Origin of the sequence: uncultured Winogradskyella sp., from assembly GCF_947495255.1 — a bacterium.
In the GTDB taxonomy this organism is placed as follows: domain Bacteria; phylum Bacteroidota; class Bacteroidia; order Flavobacteriales; family Flavobacteriaceae; genus Winogradskyella.
Genome location: NZ_CANLYI010000004.1, coordinates 170,477 through 186,107 on the forward strand (window position 1 = coordinate 170,477; position 15,631 = coordinate 186,107).

General features: G+C 29.2%; 16 protein-coding genes and 1 tRNA gene. 7 read left to right on the forward strand and 10 right to left on the reverse strand.

Annotated elements, in window-relative coordinates:
• Positions 1 to 27: 27 nt before the first annotated feature.
• From Q0807_RS07645 to Q0807_RS07655, 3 genes are all read left to right on the forward strand, one after another.
• Positions 28 to 228, forward strand: a complete 201-nt coding sequence (locus Q0807_RS07645; RefSeq protein ID WP_299108238.1) for a zinc ribbon domain-containing protein — start codon at positions 28 to 30, stop codon at positions 226 to 228.
• Positions 229 to 305: 77 nt separating this feature from the next.
• Complete coding sequence (gene folB, locus Q0807_RS07650; protein WP_299108240.1) at positions 306 to 668, forward strand: dihydroneopterin aldolase; 363 nt, start codon at positions 306 to 308, stop codon at positions 666 to 668.
• Between the two features lie 129 nt (positions 669 to 797).
• Positions 798 to 871, forward strand: a tRNA-Cys gene (locus Q0807_RS07655).
• A gap of 64 nt (positions 872 to 935) precedes the next feature.
• Here Q0807_RS07655 and Q0807_RS07660 read toward each other — a convergent pair.
• The 6 genes from Q0807_RS07660 to rnr all read right to left on the reverse strand — a co-directional run bounded on the left by Q0807_RS07660 (position 936) and on the right by rnr (position 5,798).
• A complete protein-coding gene (locus Q0807_RS07660; RefSeq protein WP_299108242.1) occupies positions 936 to 1,478 on the reverse strand; it encodes a hypothetical protein in 543 nt (180 codons plus the stop codon).
• Between the two features lie 21 nt (positions 1,479 to 1,499).
• Positions 1,500 to 2,183 carry a LysE family translocator gene (locus Q0807_RS07665; RefSeq protein ID WP_299108244.1) on the reverse strand — a complete coding sequence of 228 codons (684 nt, stop codon included), beginning with the start codon at positions 2,181 to 2,183 and terminating at the stop codon, positions 1,500 to 1,502.
• 44 nt (positions 2,184 to 2,227) lie between these two features.
• A complete protein-coding gene (locus tag Q0807_RS07670) occupies positions 2,228 to 2,899 on the reverse strand; it encodes a head GIN domain-containing protein (protein WP_299108246.1) in 672 nt (223 codons plus the stop codon).
• Between the two features lie 10 nt (positions 2,900 to 2,909).
• Positions 2,910 to 3,146: a hypothetical protein gene (locus tag Q0807_RS07675; protein ID WP_299108248.1), complete on the reverse strand. Its 237-nt coding sequence runs from the start codon at positions 3,144 to 3,146 to the stop codon at positions 2,910 to 2,912.
• A gap of 2 nt (positions 3,147 to 3,148) precedes the next feature.
• Complete coding sequence (locus Q0807_RS07680) at positions 3,149 to 3,448, reverse strand: heavy metal-binding domain-containing protein (RefSeq protein WP_299108250.1); 300 nt, start codon at positions 3,446 to 3,448, stop codon at positions 3,149 to 3,151.
• Positions 3,449 to 3,551: 103 nt separating this feature from the next.
• The gene (gene rnr, locus Q0807_RS07685) at positions 3,552 to 5,798 is read right to left on the reverse strand and encodes a ribonuclease R (RefSeq protein ID WP_299108252.1); all 2,247 of its coding nucleotides are present in this window, start codon (positions 5,796 to 5,798) and stop codon (positions 3,552 to 3,554) included.
• A gap of 934 nt (positions 5,799 to 6,732) precedes the next feature.
• Here rnr and rpiB point away from each other — a divergent pair.
• The 3 genes from rpiB to Q0807_RS07700 are packed head-to-tail and all read left to right on the forward strand — an operon-like array spanning position 6,733 to position 8,522.
• Positions 6,733 to 7,167 (forward strand): ribose 5-phosphate isomerase B, encoded by a 435-nt coding sequence (gene rpiB, locus Q0807_RS07690; protein WP_299108254.1) that lies wholly within the window; start codon positions 6,733 to 6,735, stop codon positions 7,165 to 7,167.
• Positions 7,168 to 8,079 carry a cation diffusion facilitator family transporter gene (locus tag Q0807_RS07695; RefSeq protein WP_299108257.1) on the forward strand — a complete coding sequence of 304 codons (912 nt, stop codon included), beginning with the start codon at positions 7,168 to 7,170 and terminating at the stop codon, positions 8,077 to 8,079. It begins immediately after the preceding gene.
• On the forward strand, positions 8,079 to 8,522 hold the full coding sequence (locus tag Q0807_RS07700; protein WP_299108259.1) for a GNAT family N-acetyltransferase: 444 nt from the start codon (positions 8,079 to 8,081) through the stop codon (positions 8,520 to 8,522). The genes Q0807_RS07695 and Q0807_RS07700 overlap by 1 nt, the downstream gene beginning before the upstream one ends.
• 7 nt (positions 8,523 to 8,529) lie before the next feature.
• On the opposite strand, the gene Q0807_RS07705 is transcribed toward Q0807_RS07700, so the two are convergent.
• The 3 genes from Q0807_RS07705 to rnpA all read right to left on the reverse strand — a co-directional run bounded on the left by Q0807_RS07705 (position 8,530) and on the right by rnpA (position 11,549).
• Complete coding sequence (locus tag Q0807_RS07705; RefSeq protein WP_299108261.1) at positions 8,530 to 9,366, reverse strand: OmpA family protein; 837 nt, start codon at positions 9,364 to 9,366, stop codon at positions 8,530 to 8,532.
• A gap of 63 nt (positions 9,367 to 9,429) precedes the next feature.
• The gene (locus Q0807_RS07710) at positions 9,430 to 11,064 is read right to left on the reverse strand and encodes a S41 family peptidase (protein WP_299108264.1); all 1,635 of its coding nucleotides are present in this window, start codon (positions 11,062 to 11,064) and stop codon (positions 9,430 to 9,432) included.
• Between the two features lie 74 nt (positions 11,065 to 11,138).
• On the reverse strand, positions 11,139 to 11,549 hold the full coding sequence (rnpA, locus tag Q0807_RS07715) for a ribonuclease P protein component (RefSeq protein WP_299108266.1): 411 nt from the start codon (positions 11,547 to 11,549) through the stop codon (positions 11,139 to 11,141).
• Between the two features lie 211 nt (positions 11,550 to 11,760).
• Between rnpA and Q0807_RS07720 the strand changes: the two genes are divergently transcribed.
• Positions 11,761 to 13,755, forward strand: coding sequence for a DUF3352 domain-containing protein (locus Q0807_RS07720; protein WP_299108268.1), 1,995 nt, complete (start codon positions 11,761 to 11,763; stop codon positions 13,753 to 13,755).
• Between the two features lie 72 nt (positions 13,756 to 13,827).
• Here Q0807_RS07720 and Q0807_RS07725 read toward each other — a convergent pair whose 3' ends face one another.
• The gene (locus Q0807_RS07725) at positions 13,828 to 15,630 is read right to left on the reverse strand and encodes a M1 family metallopeptidase (protein WP_299108270.1); all 1,803 of its coding nucleotides are present in this window, start codon (positions 15,628 to 15,630) and stop codon (positions 13,828 to 13,830) included.
• Position 15,631: the final 1 nt, after the last annotated feature.

Below are 15,631 nucleotides of genomic sequence, written 5' to 3' on the forward strand. Positions count from 1 at the left end.
AGTATGTATCAATAATCTTATACAATTATGAATTATAAATGTCCAAAATGCGATAACACAACTTATGAAGTTGGCGAAATGAGAGCCACAGGTGGTAGATGGTCTAAAATATTTGACATTCAGAATAAGAAATTTAGTTCTGTTACGTGTAAAAAATGTAGTTATACTGAGTTTTATAAAGCTAAAACAAGTGCATTGAGTAATATTTTTGATTTGTTTACTAATTAATTATTTCTTCTACTCAACTCAGCAAGCATATAGCTATAAACTGATTAAAATTCATTAAGAAATATTACTTTTGAATTATGGGAATAATAAAAGTTGAAAATATAAGAGTATTTGCAAATCATGGTTGTTTAAAAGAAGAAACAGCGATTGGTAGCGATTACAGAGTAGATTTAGAAGTTAAGGCCAACTTAAAAAAGTCTTCAAAAACTGATGAACTACATGATACTGTAGATTATGTATTTTTAAACAAAGTAGTTAGAGAAGAAATGGCAATACCTTCTAAACTTTTAGAAACAGTTGCTAAGCGTATTTTAGATCGTGTTTTTAAAGAAGACTCATTAATCACTAAAGCCAAAGTTGGTGTTAGTAAAATAAACCCTCCAATTGGTGGTGACGTTGAAATGGTTACGATAAAAATGACTCAAAAGCGAAAAAAGTAATACAGCTTTTTACTACAAATAGATTGAAACATCAAAACATAGCTTAAAATATAATTGTTATAACGTATATAATTTTTATATTTGCGCTCTCATTAAATTAATGAGATTCCTAATTTACTAGGAAAATAAGGTGTCGTGGCCGAGTGGCTAGGCAGTGGTCTGCAACACCATCTACAGCGGTTCGAATCCGCTCGACACCTCCAAAAGAGTTACTTTTTAAGTAGCTCTTTTTTTTGTTTAAATTTTAAGAAAGTTTATAAATAATATTTAATTCTCATTTAACTGTTTAGCATTTCTATCGATTAAAAAATAATCATATATCAATAGAATGCTCATTAGTAAAATTCCAGTAGTAAACAATAATGCGCCATAAGGCCAATGTTGAATTTTAAATAATATTCCGAAAAACAAAGCAAAGATAGTCATTGAAATTAAAAGAAAATAGAAAGCCTTAAGGAATGCATTCTTCTTGTATTTTCTATTTTTAAAATAATAGATACCTTCAAATATAAACCAGTAAATAAAGAGAATTAGTAATGCTATTTCAAATATATAAGGAATATTAATAGCATGAAATGCACTGTTTAAGTAACTAAAAATCCAAAGTAAAATCATAGCAAGTTTTACATAATCTAAACTTTCTTTATTCCTTTTAAAAATAAAACGAAAGGTGTATAATAATCCAACTAAAATACTTCCTATAAGCATTAAAATATTTGCATAAGGCCAATACATTATTTTAAACAACGCACCAAAAATTAAAATAATAATTGATAGACGTAAAGGAAAGGTTAAAATCTTATTTTGCATTTATATAGTTTCCATTAAAGTTTAGTTAATAGGATTAACCTTCTCAATTTGCTCAATACTCTTTTCATAAAGTTCTGGAAACAAACCTTGACTTAAAAGAATAATACCGAAGATTAAAATTACCAAAGACACAATTTTCTTAGTCTTAAAAATACGTCGAGGTGTGAGTTTATTTCGTAATCGTTTTGCAGCAGCAATTTTTACTAAATCAGTTAAAAAATAAGAGATTAACATAGTTGCAATAAAAATCATTACGCCATTTTTAGAAGTTGTTATAGATGTACCAATAACTATAAAGCCTAACCAACCCAACAGTACACCAATATTAATAAAATTGAGTAAAAATCCTTTAATAAAAAGTTTACCGTAATCCTTTTTTGGTAACTCTATTCTGTGATGCTCTTTAACAATAGAACGGAAAGATTTAGAGGTTTTTATAAAGCTTATAAGGCCATATATAAAAAGTAAAACACCACCAAAAACTAATAATTTTGGATCATCTTTAATTTTATCTAAAAGGGAATCTGTACTCTTAAAAATAACGAAGATAAAAACGATATCAGCGAAAATAACACCAAGGTCAAAAATAATAGCACTAGTAAAACCTTTGGTTGCACCTGTTTCTAATAATACAAAAAAAACAGGACCAATGGTAAAGGCTAAAATAATTCCAAACGGAATCGCTGTTAATATATCGTCTAACATCTATAATCTTGCTGTTTACACAAATGTAACAAACTAAGCCGAATTTACATACGTTTTATTCTACCTCCAAGAAGTGTGTTTTCATTAATTTCTTTTGGCTTACCATAAATAAATACATCTCCACCTGCTTTAATACGTACATCTACAGTTTCAGTAGCATTTACATAAGCTTCACCAGCTGCATTAATACTGACTTCTGTATTTTCTGTAATAAATTCTTCACCATTAAAAACACCACCAGTGTAAATCGTAATATCTTGATTTTTAGAACTGCCTGTAATATTAATTACTCCACCTGTAACAGCTCTAAAATTTGCATATGTAGATTCTAGTGATAAAGTGATTTCTGCGCCTTCTTGTGTCCTTAAATCAACCTCATATTGCTTTAAAGTTTCTTTTAACGTAACTTTAGCACCTTCGTTAGCATCAATAATATCTACTGAAGTAAAATATAACTCAACTACTGTATCATTACCATCGTAACTTTCTTCAAGATTCATACGTATTTTAAGTTTTCCGTTGTTGTTTACAACTTCAACATCCTTTCTGTTTTTTCCTGAAATAATCACTTTATTCTCATCTGACTCAATCATTTTTACATGAATTAAATCAAAGACTTTTACGGTTGAGAATTCACCTATTGTTTTCTCAATAGTGTCTTGAGCGTTTATTGTAAAACCTATAGTCATTAGGATTATTAAGCATATATTTTTCATAATTAATAATTTATTTTAAGGTAATTACTTTATTAATAAATAACCATTTGAGTTGAATTTCGTCTCCAGAACGTTTTTTAACAATACGTCTTTGTGGTGATAATAACACCGTTATTACAGCAGAAATTGCTGTTAATAAATACCTGTTAATATCACTGTAAACCAATTGAATTCCGAATCTTATTACCAGATAAGTCACAAAGAATATTAAAAAAACGTAGATGCTTGCTTTTGTAGATGTCTTCATAATTAAACGGCAACTTTTACTGCTGTTCCTGTTACTGAAACCATAGCATAATTAGATGTTGTTAACTCTATTTCAATTTTAATACCAACAACAGCATTTGCATTTAATTTTGCAGCATTATTTTGTAATGTTTGAAAAGCTTCTTCCTTTACAGCTTCAATACTATTCTGTAATTTTGTATAATATTTTGAAGCACTGAAACCCATAGAAACAACTTCTTTATTTAGAGCAACACCTGTTACTATACCTAAATAATCTATTATTTTATGGTCTTCTATAGAATTAGTTGTGGTGAGTATCATAATTTGAATATTTTCTTATTAGTAATTTTATATACCGTAAAGTTACAATTCTATTCGCTTTCAATGAATTTTAATATGCCTTCATAAAAAACGAGAACTGTTATTACTCACTATCAACTTCTGGTTTCCCAACCATATAAAAATCAAGATGTTTCTTGGTTAAATCTGCATTTTTAACTTTTACAATAACTTCATCTCCTAGTTGATACATGATACTAGATTTTTTACCAACCATAGCATATTGATCCTGGTCAAACTGATAGTGATCATCTTTCATATCTCTAACACTTACCATACCTTCACATTTATTAGAAATTATTTCTATATAAATTCCCCAATCTGTTACACCAGAAATAACACCCAAAAATTCTTCGTCTTGATGATCTTGCATAAAACGAATTTGCATGTATTTAATAGAATCGCGCTCTGCTTTAGTTGCTAAATATTCCATATTACTAGAATGTTTACAACGTTCTTCGTAAATTTCTTCGTTAGCTGATTTTCCACCATCTAAATACAATTGTAATAAACGATGCGCCATTACATCTGGATAACGACGAATAGGCGATGTAAAGTGACTGTAATACTCAAAAGCTAAACCATAATGACCAATATTATGTGTTGTATACTCGGCTTTAGACATGGTTCTAATCGTTAATGTATCTACTAAATTTTGTTCTTTTTTACCAACAACATCTTTTAGTAAGTTATTTAAAGATGATGCAATACTACCTTTATCTTTAAAATTTAATTTATGTCCAAAACGTGCTACAACCGTTTGAAGTTGTGCTAGTTTTTCATCATTAGGTTCATCATGCACACGATACACAAAGGTTTTCTTTTGTTTTCCAACAAATTCTGACACCTTTCTGTTAGCTAATAGCATAAATTCTTCAATCATTTTATTCGCATCTTTACTTGTTTTAAAGAATACGCCTACTGGATTTGCTTCTTCATCTAAATCGAATTTTACTTCAACTTTATCAAAAGAAATGGCTCCATCTCGCATACGTGCATTTCGCATTTTACGAGCCAATTGATTCATTTTTATAGTTGCTTGTGCAATATCTACATCAGTTTGATATTCTTCTCCAGTTAATGAGACCTCTGCAGGAATTGTAGTATCAATCTTTTTCTTATGCTTTAAAACATCAACTTCGTTAATTGTTGCGTTGTTTTCAATGATAGCTTGCGCTTCTTCATATGCAAAACGTGCATCAGAATAGGTTACTGTTCTACCAAACCATTCGTTTTTAATTTCGCATTTTTCATTCATTTGAAACACTGCAGAAAACGTATATTTTTCTTCGTGTGGGCGTAATGAACATGCTCCATTAGATAAAACTTCTGGCAACATAGGCACTACTCTATCTACTAAATAAATAGAGGTTGCACGCTCATAAGCTTCATCATCTAAAACAGTTCCTGGTTGCAAATAATGCGATACATCTGCAATATGTATTCCTATTTCATATAAGCCATTATCTAACACTTTAAAAGATAAAGCATCATCAAAATCTTTAGCATCTTTTGGATCTATGGTAAAGGTTAAATCTTTACGCATATCTCTACGCTTTGCAATTTCTTCTGGTTTAATTTCTAAATCAATGTTGTTGGCATAATCTTCTACCTCTTTAGGAAACTCCATTGGTAATCCATATTCTGCCATAATAGAGTTAATCTCAGTACCATGTTCACCTGGTTTACCAAGTACTTCAATAACTTTACCGTTTGGTGAATCTGATTTTTCTGGCCAATCTTCTAAAGAAACCAATACTTTATCACCATCTTCGGCTTTATTAATTTTATTGATAGGTACAAAAATATCAGTGTACATTTTGTTGCTATCTGCTACAACAAAGGCAAAATTCTTTTTCTCATGAATTTGAATAGTACCAACATATTCCGTTTTTGCACGTTTAATAATATTGGTAATTTCTCCTTCTTGTTTGCCTCTATGACGTCTCTTATAAGCGTAAAATTCTACTTCATCACCATTTAAAGCTTTATTAATATTGTTTGAAGCAATAAATACGTCTTCTTCAAAATCATCGCAAATAATATAACCGTTTCCTTTAGCAGCTAAATCTAAAATACCTGTATGATATTCTGTATTTACTATAGCTTTAAATTTACCACGATCCACTTCTTCAATCTCTTGTTTTGCTTTAAGTTGTTGAAGTTTCTTTATAATTTGATTGCGACTACTAGCATCATTAACGCCTAGTTTAGCTGCAATTTGTTTGTAATTAAAAGTTGAGTTTCTTTCTTTTTTTAAAATACTAAGAATTGTATTTGTAAGGTTGGAAATCTTGTTATGTGAAGGTTTCCTGTGTTTCTTTTTTGTCATTTAATTTGTAATCATATTCATTTCCTATAAGTGATAGGAATTCTAATTTAAAACTTAATTAAGGCGAAGAGAGGTTATTAAGTTTAATACAAAGTTACGTTTTAATTTTTTAATGGTGTTTATAGAACGTTAAATTAATGAAAAAGCACTGTAAAATTTACAGTGCTTTAGGTTAGAATTATAATATTAAAACTAGTTTATAATTAACTTTTTAGACCGTTTTCCTTTGTTTGTTTCTATTTCTATTAAGTATAAACATAGTATTAATTTGAGTTATTCACTCATTAAATAGAGAATTTATATTTTACTAAAAGTATATTATTATAAAACAGATTTTAATACCATTTACCTATTATTCACTAAAATTTACAGTTATCAACATATATATACATATAATCAGTTTTCTTTTAAAATTTTAAAAAATAAATGGTGGTTATTATAGTATGTTAATAGTGACTATAACTTTTTGAAATTTTATTTTGATTAACCGTAGTTTACATTTTACAACATTTTAGTTAACATTAAATTTACATATAACTACTTCATTTTAAAGCTAAATTAAAAAGCTATTAACAGTTGTTAATAACAGATGTTAATAGAAATAACTGATATGTTTATTTATAAATCTTGTTCATTTCACTACAAATGATCTTTAATAACTATCTCTAAAAAAATAGCTAACTAATTAGGTTATCTCATCTGTTTTTTGGTTTGGAAAAATAAGTGGATAAACCTAATTTTAGTTTTAAAGAGTTGTGAACAGTTATTAACAAGTAGTGATCATTTTTAGTTGTACTTATGAACAGTGATAATAAAAGCTTATAAAGAACTTAAGTTTCAAACTTAAAATTTATGAATAAGTATGCCGTTATAAGTTATGCTTACTTATAAGCAATTATTAACTTTGATGTTTAATAACAAAACACTTTTTATTATGAAAATTTCTATAGGTAATGACCATGCTGGACCAGATTATAAATTTACTATCGTAAAACATTTAGAAGCTAAAGGCTATACAGTTACAAATTACGGAACAGATACGTTAGATAGTGTTGATTATCCAGATTTTGTACATCCTGTTGCTAAAGATGTTGAAGCTAAAAAAGTAGATTTTGGTATCTTAATTTGTGGAAGTGCAAATGGTGTAGCAATGACTGCTAATAAGTATCAACATGTAAGAGCTGGTGTTTGTTGGACTAACGAAATTACAGAATTAACACGTTTACATAATAATGCTAACATTATATGTATTCCTGCGCGTTTTACATCAATTCCACAAGCCATTAAAATGGTAGATACGTTTTTAGAAACAAAGTTTGAAGGTGGTCGTCATCAAAATAGAGTAGATAAGATTCCAGCATCATGTTAAATGAGTCACTCACATAATCATTCACATAATCATAAAGATTTACAAGGACAGAAGTTATTAATTTCAATATTCTTAAATATTGTTATAACAGTAGCTCAGGTTATTGGCGGACTAGTTTCTGGAAGTTTATCTTTACTTAGTGATGCCTTACATAATTTTAGCGATGTTATTTCTCTGATAGTAAGTTATGTAGCTTCTAAATTATCTAAGCAAAAAGCATCAATAAATAGAACTTTTGGTTATAAACGAGCAGAAATTCTTGCTGCTTTTATCAATGCAAGTACGTTAATAATTGTAGCTGTATTATTAATAATTGAAGCCGTAAAACGTTTTAATAACCCGCAAGAAGTAGAATCTAATCTTGTAATTTGGTTATCTATTATTGCAATTATTGGTAATGGCTTAAGTGTTTTATTATTAAAAAAAGATTCTAAAAATAATATAAATATGCGTTCTGCATATCTGCATTTGCTTACAGATATGTTAGCAAGTGTTGCTGTATTAATAGGTGGATTATTAATGAAGTATTACCAATTATTTTGGGTAGATAGTTTATTAACATTGTTAATTGCTTTGTATTTAATTTGGGTTGGATATGATTTATTAAAGGTCTCTACGAAGATGCTTATGTTGTTTACACCAGATGATATCAATATAAAAAAGGTAGTAAGAGCTGTCAATAAACTACCTAAAGTAAGTAAGCTTCACCATGTACATATTTGGAATTTAAGTGATGACGAATTACATTTAGAAGCCCATTTAGATTTATCAGAAGATATTACGACTACAGAATTTAATAATTTGCTTTTAAAAATTGAGACTATTTTACACAACGAGTTTAATATTAACCATGTCACTATTCAACCAGAGTTTAATAAAGAAGATCCTAAGGAGGTAATTGTACAAGACTAATGCTAGATATATTCACTAAAAAATTCAATGAATTAACAACACAACAACTCTACGAATTGCTTCAATTAAGAAGTGAAGTTTTTGTAGTAGAACAAGATTGTGTATACCAAGATATTGATGGTAAAGATCAAAAAGCGCTTCATATTTTAGGTTATAAGAATGAAAAATTAGTGGCTTATACAAGACTATTTAAACCAGGTGATTACTTTAAAAAATCAAGTATTGGTAGAGTAGTAGTTTTAAAAACTGAAAGGCAACATAAGTGTGGTTATGATATTATGGAGGCTTCAATTGAGGCTATAAAAAATCATTATAACGAAACTGAAATTAAGATTTCAGCACAAGTTTATTTGAAGAAATTTTACAATAACTTAGAATTTAAAGAAATAGGAGAGGAATACTTAGAAGATGGTATTCCTCATATTGCGATGATGCGTTCTTAACAGAAATTTATTTCTTCTCGTAAATCTTAGTTACCAAAATTTCTACACGTCTGTCTAATTTAGGTTCGCCACCAAGTGGTGCTTTACGTCGCATACCAGCAAATTTCATACGGTAAGGTTTTACACCTGCTTTTACTAAATAATCATATATATATTTAGCACGTGCCATAGAAAGGTTACGTTTTTTAGTCTTACGATCAATGGCATCTCTTGTACCTTCTGTACAGCATACATGACCTTCTATAGTGAAATAAACATTGGTACGTTCTACTAAAATTTCTGCAATGCCATCGAGTACCAATTTAGATTCTTTGGTTAAATAACTGTAACCGGTTCTAAATAAAAGATTTTCGAGTAAAATTTTATCACCTTCTTTTAATTCACCTTTTAGAATTTCTTCTGTATTTGGTGTTTTTGGTTTTTCTTCTTTTGGTTTTGGAGGATAAACAGGTGTTACAATAATTTCTACTTTACGGTTTAAACCACGTATTTTACTTAAATTTTCTTCGTGAATAACATTTACTAAGATTTCACCTTTACCATCAACATTGGTGATTACAGATTCATCAAATTCGTTATTAGAGAATACTTCTTTAATAGATTCTGCTCTATTTTGAGATAATACAAGGTTATAATTATCACTACCTCTATCATCCGTAAAACCATAGATAGATATTTTTTGGATATCAATATCTTCAATTTCAGTTAAAAAGAGTAATAATCTACTGTGTTCTGTTTCGGGAATATCGTGTTGATCGGTTTCGAAATAAACTTCGTGTTTCAATTCTTCCTGAGAAAAAGAGAATTGAAAACATAAGCATAAAAGGATAACTAGGGACTTCATTTTATAATAATTTTCTTACTAACAGAAAATGTTTATGATGATAAATATAGAAAAAAATTACGTTTATCTCAAAATACTCGTGTATTGTGTTGGATTATTGAGGATATTTAACGCTTTCTTTATTTCATTATTATTTGCGGTATAATAAGTATATAAACCTTCACTGTAAAAATATCGTTTAATAATTTCGTCTGTTAGTAATGATTTTAATTGTTTTTTATTGCTATCAATAGCACTAGATTTATAAGATTGTAATGCATTAGTTAAGTCATTGTATTCTGATTTAATCACGGCATCTAGTTCTTCTTCTTTTGCTACATTAATTGCATTTGTTAAAGCTATTTCGGTTTTAGTTTTAAAATTAAAACCACTTGTTTTTATATAGTTTTTAAATTTTTTAAAGTCTGAGTCTGATAATTCAAAGCCTTTTAAATCTTCAACTTTATGATCGTAATAATATTTTGTTGCAAAATTAAATACTAGATTTTCATTTGATATTGCTTTAGAAATAGGTGTTTGTTTTGAAAATTCTACTTCAATATCTGGTTGTACGCCTCCACCATCATAAACAGCTCTACCGTTTTTTGTTTTAAAGGCATTATAATTTTCTTCTTGTGTTCTTGTTGCTTTTCCGTTTTCGTCTCTATTCCAATAATCTAATGCTTGAATACAGCGACCAGAAGGTGTATAGTATCTAGAAATAGTTATTTTCATTTGTGTACCATATGTTAATGGTTTTGGTCTTTGTACTAAGCCTTTTCCGAAACTTCTGGTACCAACCACAACTGCTCTATCCATATCTTGTAAAGCACCAGAAACAATTTCACTGGCAGAAGCACTGCTTCCGTCAATTAAGACTACTAGTGGGATTTCGGTATCAATAGGTTCACGTTGTGTATGATATGTCTTATTATATTTTTTAACTTTAGATTTAGTAGTTACTACTAACTGATTTTTAGGCACAAAAATGTTAGTGACATTGACTGCTTCATGCAATAAACCACCAGGATTTCCTCTTAAATCTAAAATAAGTTGCGTTGCCCCTTGATTTTTTAAAGCTTTAATAGCTCTAATAGTTTCTGAAGATGCTTTATCATTAAATTTTCTTAGTACTACATAACCCGTTTTCTCATCTACCATAGAATAATGAGGTACTGCTTTAATATCTAAAGACTCTCTAATAATTTTTACTGTATTGGTTTTACCTTGACGTTTGTAAGTAATAGAAACTTCAGTACCTGCAGCACCTTGTAGTAAATTAGCAGCATCATCTTTAAAATCTTCTACTGTTACTTTATCTACTTTTATAATTTCATCACCTGCTTTTAAACCTGCTTTATCAGCTGCATAATTTTGGTATGGCTCAACAATCACCAATTTATCTTTTAGCGTTAAAACTTTTGCTCCAATACCTGTATAATCGCCTGCATTATTTATTCTAGAAGCTTCTACATCTTGTTCGTTATAAAATTGTGTATAAGGATCTAAATCCTCTAACATGCTCTTAATAGCCGTATCCATTAAATCACCAGGATTGGTATCATCAACGTAATTCATGTTAATTTCTTTAAAAAGCGTTGTAAATATTTCTATTTGTTTTGCAATTTCGAAGAAATCATTTTTAAATGCTGTGGTACTAAAAAAGATAATTACTGCTACAGCAGGAAATAGTATTTTTTTATGTAAAAGTCTTTTCATGAGTCTGCTTATAATGTTTTTGAAGTCGCATTGAGACTTCAATATATAAAATTACAACTTTAATACTTTAGACCTTATGCGTCTGAAGTATTAGATTTTGTATTTTCTACCAAAAGTTCATTTTTGGCGATGAATTTTTTAAACAACAATTTCATACTATGATTAAGTTTATCAAAAGTTGTTCCATCTTTACTAAGATATAAAATCATAAACGCAAAAGAATGAGAACTATTGTTAAAATAAAGCTGTTTATTAAGCCTGTACGCTTCACGTAATAAACGTTTAATTTGGTTTCTAGATACTGCTGTTTTATGTAATCGTTTACTAACAGAAACACCAGTTTTTAGCTGCGAACCATCTTCAAAATCGGTTTTAATATATATAAGTTTAAGTGGGTAAGCTGTTACTGCCTTCCCTTCTGTAAAAAGTTGCTCTATGAGCTTTTTACTTTTTAATTTATCCTTTTTAGAGTATTTAAAAGACATTTTAAGAAATTATGCTTTTAGTAAAGCTTTAAAAATTTACGGTATAATAAGTTAACAAAGTACGTTTAAATCTAAGCAATACTAAAGCTTTAGTGCCAAAAGTTTAATAACCTTAGTAAATGTATGTCTAAATTTTATTAGCAGTTTATTTACAATAATATTAAGTTATTTTTGTTGTTAAGATTTATTTTAACCCAAATCTACTAGTACAATGACAAAGAAGAAATCTCTGTTTGTTATAACCTTACTCATTTTAGGTTTTGCTTTATACTCATTTTACACGTTTTATATAGACAATAATGATAATTTGAAGTCTATATACTTAGTGCCAGAAGATGCGGTTTATATCATAGAAACTCAGGATCCTATTGATAATTGGAATGACATTAGCAAAAGTGATATTTGGAAACACCTTAACACCAATTCTTATTTTAATGAATTAGCAGAAAGCCTTAATAAAATTGATACCATTTTTAAACAAGAAAAAAGTATTTTTAATAGAATTGGGAATAGAGAAATTTTAATATCTGCACATGTTTATAAGCCTAAGAAATATGATTTTTTCTATGTAGTAGATTTACAGAAAATCGCAAAATTAAATATTCTAAAAAATCATTTAAACACCTTTACAAATAGTAATTATAAGGTGAGTAAGCGTAAATATCATAATCATGAAATTATAGAAATTTATGATGTTATAGAACGCGAAACTCTACATATTAGTTTTATTAAAAACCAAATGATAGCGTCTTATGTGCATTCTTTAGTTGAAGCATCTATAGATCAATATCTAGAACCTAAGATTGGTAGAAATTTAGATTTTATTGAAGTTGAAAAAGAGGTTGGATATGGTGATATGTTTAGATTATACGTGCAGTACCAATATCTAGATGAGTATTTAAAAGTTTTTACTAACGATTCTGGTTCCTTAACAAAAACGCTGAGTAGTAGTTTACATTTTAGTGGGTTTAATTTTGATGTGGATGATAATTCCATCACAGCAAATGGCATCACCAATTTTAATGAAGAGGTTAGTTTATATTTAAAATCACTTCAGAATTCTGGAAATAGCTCTAGAAGAATTACAGAAATAGCACCAAAACAAACGGCCTTTTATTTAAGTTTTACTTTTGATCGTTTTGATAAATTCTACACAAATTTTGAAAACGTTTTAAAAGAAAAACCAGAAGAATTTAAAGCTTATTTAGATGGCACAGAACAAATTGAAAATTTCTTAAAAATAGATTTAAAAAAGCATTTTATAAGTTGGGTAGATGATGAAGTAGCCTTAATTCAATTACACTCAACGGTTACAAATTCTAAAAAGGATGTTGCTTTTATTTTAAAAACAACGGATAGTGATGATGCTAAAAAGAATCTACAATTTATTTTAGAACAGATACGACGAAAAAGTCCGGTAAAATTTAAAGAAGTCAGTTACAAAGGGCATTCTATTAACTTTATGGACATTAAAGGTTTTTTTAAAATCGTATTAGGTGATTTATTTAAGGAAATTGATAAACCGTATTTTACTATTATAGATGATTATGTAGTGTTTAGTAATCACCCAAATACATTGAAGAGTATAATTACCAGCTACATTAATGACGAAACACTTGCAAATTTTGAACCTTTCGAAGATTTTGATAATAATTTTGATAGTAGGTCTAGTGTTTTTGCATACATCAATTCACCAAATTTATATAATAGTGCCTATAACTTTGTAGATGCTAATACAAAAAAGGAATTGAGGAATAATAAGGATTATTTTATTTGTTTTTCTCAAATTGGCATTCAACTAAAATCAGAAAATGACCTTTTTGAAACTAAAATTGTGGTAGACTATGAGGACCCTAAAATTGTAAAAACTAAATATACATTTACAGATTCACCAATTAGTAACAAAGGAAACACAACGAGTAAACAAATAGAAATAACAGAGGAGACTATTAATAAAGAAACCGTTTTTAATATTAAAGAAATTTTCCCTTCAGATTTAACGGCTAAAAAATTTGAAAAGAAATACTACAACGGTAAACCAAGATTCTCTGTAGAGCTTAAAAATGGATTAAAACAAGGCGACTATTTAGAGTATTACAATAATGGAAAATTAAAAATAAAAGGAAAATACAAACGAGATAAACAAGATGGTACTTGGCGTGTTTATAATTACAAAGGCGATGTTGTATTTAAAAAACGATTCTAAGCTAAGAAACATAAAATAAAAAAGAGCACAACCAATTAGTTGTGCTCTTTTTTAATTAAGATGATTAATGATTTACTCTAAAGTAAATACATTATTCGCTCTGTTTACATCTGCCATCATTTTAGAATGGTCAATTTCAACAGATTTTACAGCTTTTTTAGCATCAAAAGAATAGGTTGGCATTGCCCAAGCCCAATCATTGATAATAGTAGCTGAGGTTGGCTTTTCGCCACGCATCATTTGTAAAGGAATGTAAAAATCTTCAGTAGTTCCGTCTGTATAAGTTACAGAAAGATCAATAGGCATTGGCATTAAACCAATACGATCTAAAGTAATTGTGTTTCCTTCAACTGTATTTATACCATAGTCAATAGTGTTTGTAGTTTGTGCAAAATCTATAAAATACCAATCGAGTTCAAAATCTGTAACACGTTCTGCAGTTCTAATAATATCAAATGGTTTTGGGTGCTTAAAAGAAAAATCATAAAAATATTTTTTAATGGTTTTATCTAAATTATCATCGCCAATTACATAACCTAATTGCGCTAAGAATACAGCACCTTTACTATAGGCAGCAGCTCCATAAACCTGATTGAATTTGTAACGGTCAGAATGTGTAGTCAATGGTTGTTCATAACCAGAATTAGCTAAACCAATGTAACCTCTATAAGAACCTGAAAGCGGATTAGGATTTTTATCATCCTTAAGCGAGTTCATTGCTAATGCAGAAATGTAACTAGTAAAACCTTCATCCATCCACTCATGTTTAGACTCGTTAGATGCTAACAAAAACTGAAACCAAGTATGTGCTAATTCATGCGCTGTAACGCCTAATAAGCTACCGTATTTACGTTTTCCAGTAATTAAGGTGCACATAGCATATTCCATTCCACCATCACCACCTTGAATAACCGAATACTGTTTGTAAGGATACTGACCAACATGAGTACTAAAGAAATCCATAAGTTTTGCTGTTTCAGCCGGTAACTTTTTCCAATTATCTAAATACGCTTGCTCTAAATCTTTTTTATAGTAGAAGTGAAGCAATGGACCATTTGGCATCTGAAACGTATCATGTATAAAATCTGGATCTGCAGCCCAAGTAAAATCGTGCACATTAGGTGCTTTAAAATGATGGGTTTTCTTTCCAGATTTTTTTGTTGGTTCACCTTGTAAATAGCCTGTACCACCAACAACATAATTTTTGTCGATTGTAAGCTTTACATCAAAGTTTCCCCAAACACCATGAAATTCTCTTCCAATATATGGATCTGCATGCCAACCTTCGTCATCGTATTCTGCTAATTTAGGATACCATTGCGACATTGATAAAGCAACACCTTCCTCGTTATCTCTACCAGAACGACGAATTTGAACAGGAACTTGAGCATCAAAATCCATATCAAAAGTTACTTTTTCACCTGGTTGAATAGGTTGATTTAATTTCACCTCTAAAACCGTTCCTACAGTTTCGTAAGAAATAGAAGTTCCATTTTGCTTTAACCCATTAACTTTAATATAACCTATTTCATTAGGTTGAAGTTTGCTAATACGGTCTGCAATTTTTGGACTAGGATCCTTGATTGTACGTGAGCGCACATCCATTTCACTTCCAGGTTGAAAGGCATTAAAAAATAAATGATAATAGACTCTATTCAGTACATCTGGCGAGTTGTTAGTATAAACTAACTTCTGTTTGCCTTTGTACTGATAGTTGTTAACATCCATATCAATATCCATAGAATAATCTACGTGTTGTTGCCAATAACCATTTATTGAATCTGCTACCTTAGTTATTCCTTTTGTAGATGGGTTTGAAGCACCACAAGAAGATAAAACTAAGAATGAGAAAAGGCTAAAAATGAAATGTTTCATG

What these genes read in the sequence shown, in the direction of transcription:
- Q0807_RS07645 (WP_299108238.1), top strand. Translation starts at nt 28, where the DNA reads ATGAATTATAAATGTCCAAAATGCGATAACACAACTTATGAAGTTGGC.
- folB (WP_299108240.1), top strand. Translation starts at nt 306, where the DNA reads ATGGGAATAATAAAAGTTGAAAATATAAGAGTATTTGCAAATCATGGT.
- Q0807_RS07660 (WP_299108242.1), bottom strand. Translation starts at nt 1,478, where the DNA reads ATGCAAAATAAGATTTTAACCTTTCCTTTACGTCTATCAATTATTATT.
- Q0807_RS07665 (WP_299108244.1), bottom strand. Translation starts at nt 2,183, where the DNA reads ATGTTAGACGATATATTAACAGCGATTCCGTTTGGAATTATTTTAGCC.
- Q0807_RS07670 (WP_299108246.1), bottom strand. Translation starts at nt 2,899, where the DNA reads ATGAAAAATATATGCTTAATAATCCTAATGACTATAGGTTTTACAATA.
- Q0807_RS07675 (WP_299108248.1), bottom strand. Translation starts at nt 3,146, where the DNA reads ATGAAGACATCTACAAAAGCAAGCATCTACGTTTTTTTAATATTCTTT.
- Q0807_RS07680 (WP_299108250.1), bottom strand. Translation starts at nt 3,448, where the DNA reads ATGATACTCACCACAACTAATTCTATAGAAGACCATAAAATAATAGAT.
- rnr (WP_299108252.1), bottom strand. Translation starts at nt 5,798, where the DNA reads ATGACAAAAAAGAAACACAGGAAACCTTCACATAACAAGATTTCCAAC.
- rpiB (WP_299108254.1), top strand. Translation starts at nt 6,733, where the DNA reads ATGAAAATTTCTATAGGTAATGACCATGCTGGACCAGATTATAAATTT.
- Q0807_RS07695 (WP_299108257.1), top strand. Translation starts at nt 7,168, where the DNA reads ATGAGTCACTCACATAATCATTCACATAATCATAAAGATTTACAAGGA.
- Q0807_RS07700 (WP_299108259.1), top strand. Translation starts at nt 8,079, where the DNA reads ATGCTAGATATATTCACTAAAAAATTCAATGAATTAACAACACAACAA.
- Q0807_RS07705 (WP_299108261.1), bottom strand. Translation starts at nt 9,366, where the DNA reads ATGAAGTCCCTAGTTATCCTTTTATGCTTATGTTTTCAATTCTCTTTT.
- Q0807_RS07710 (WP_299108264.1), bottom strand. Translation starts at nt 11,064, where the DNA reads ATGAAAAGACTTTTACATAAAAAAATACTATTTCCTGCTGTAGCAGTA.
- rnpA (WP_299108266.1), bottom strand. Translation starts at nt 11,549, where the DNA reads ATGTCTTTTAAATACTCTAAAAAGGATAAATTAAAAAGTAAAAAGCTC.
- Q0807_RS07720 (WP_299108268.1), top strand. Translation starts at nt 11,761, where the DNA reads ATGACAAAGAAGAAATCTCTGTTTGTTATAACCTTACTCATTTTAGGT.
- Q0807_RS07725 (WP_299108270.1), bottom strand. Translation starts at nt 15,630, where the DNA reads ATGAAACATTTCATTTTTAGCCTTTTCTCATTCTTAGTTTTATCTTCT.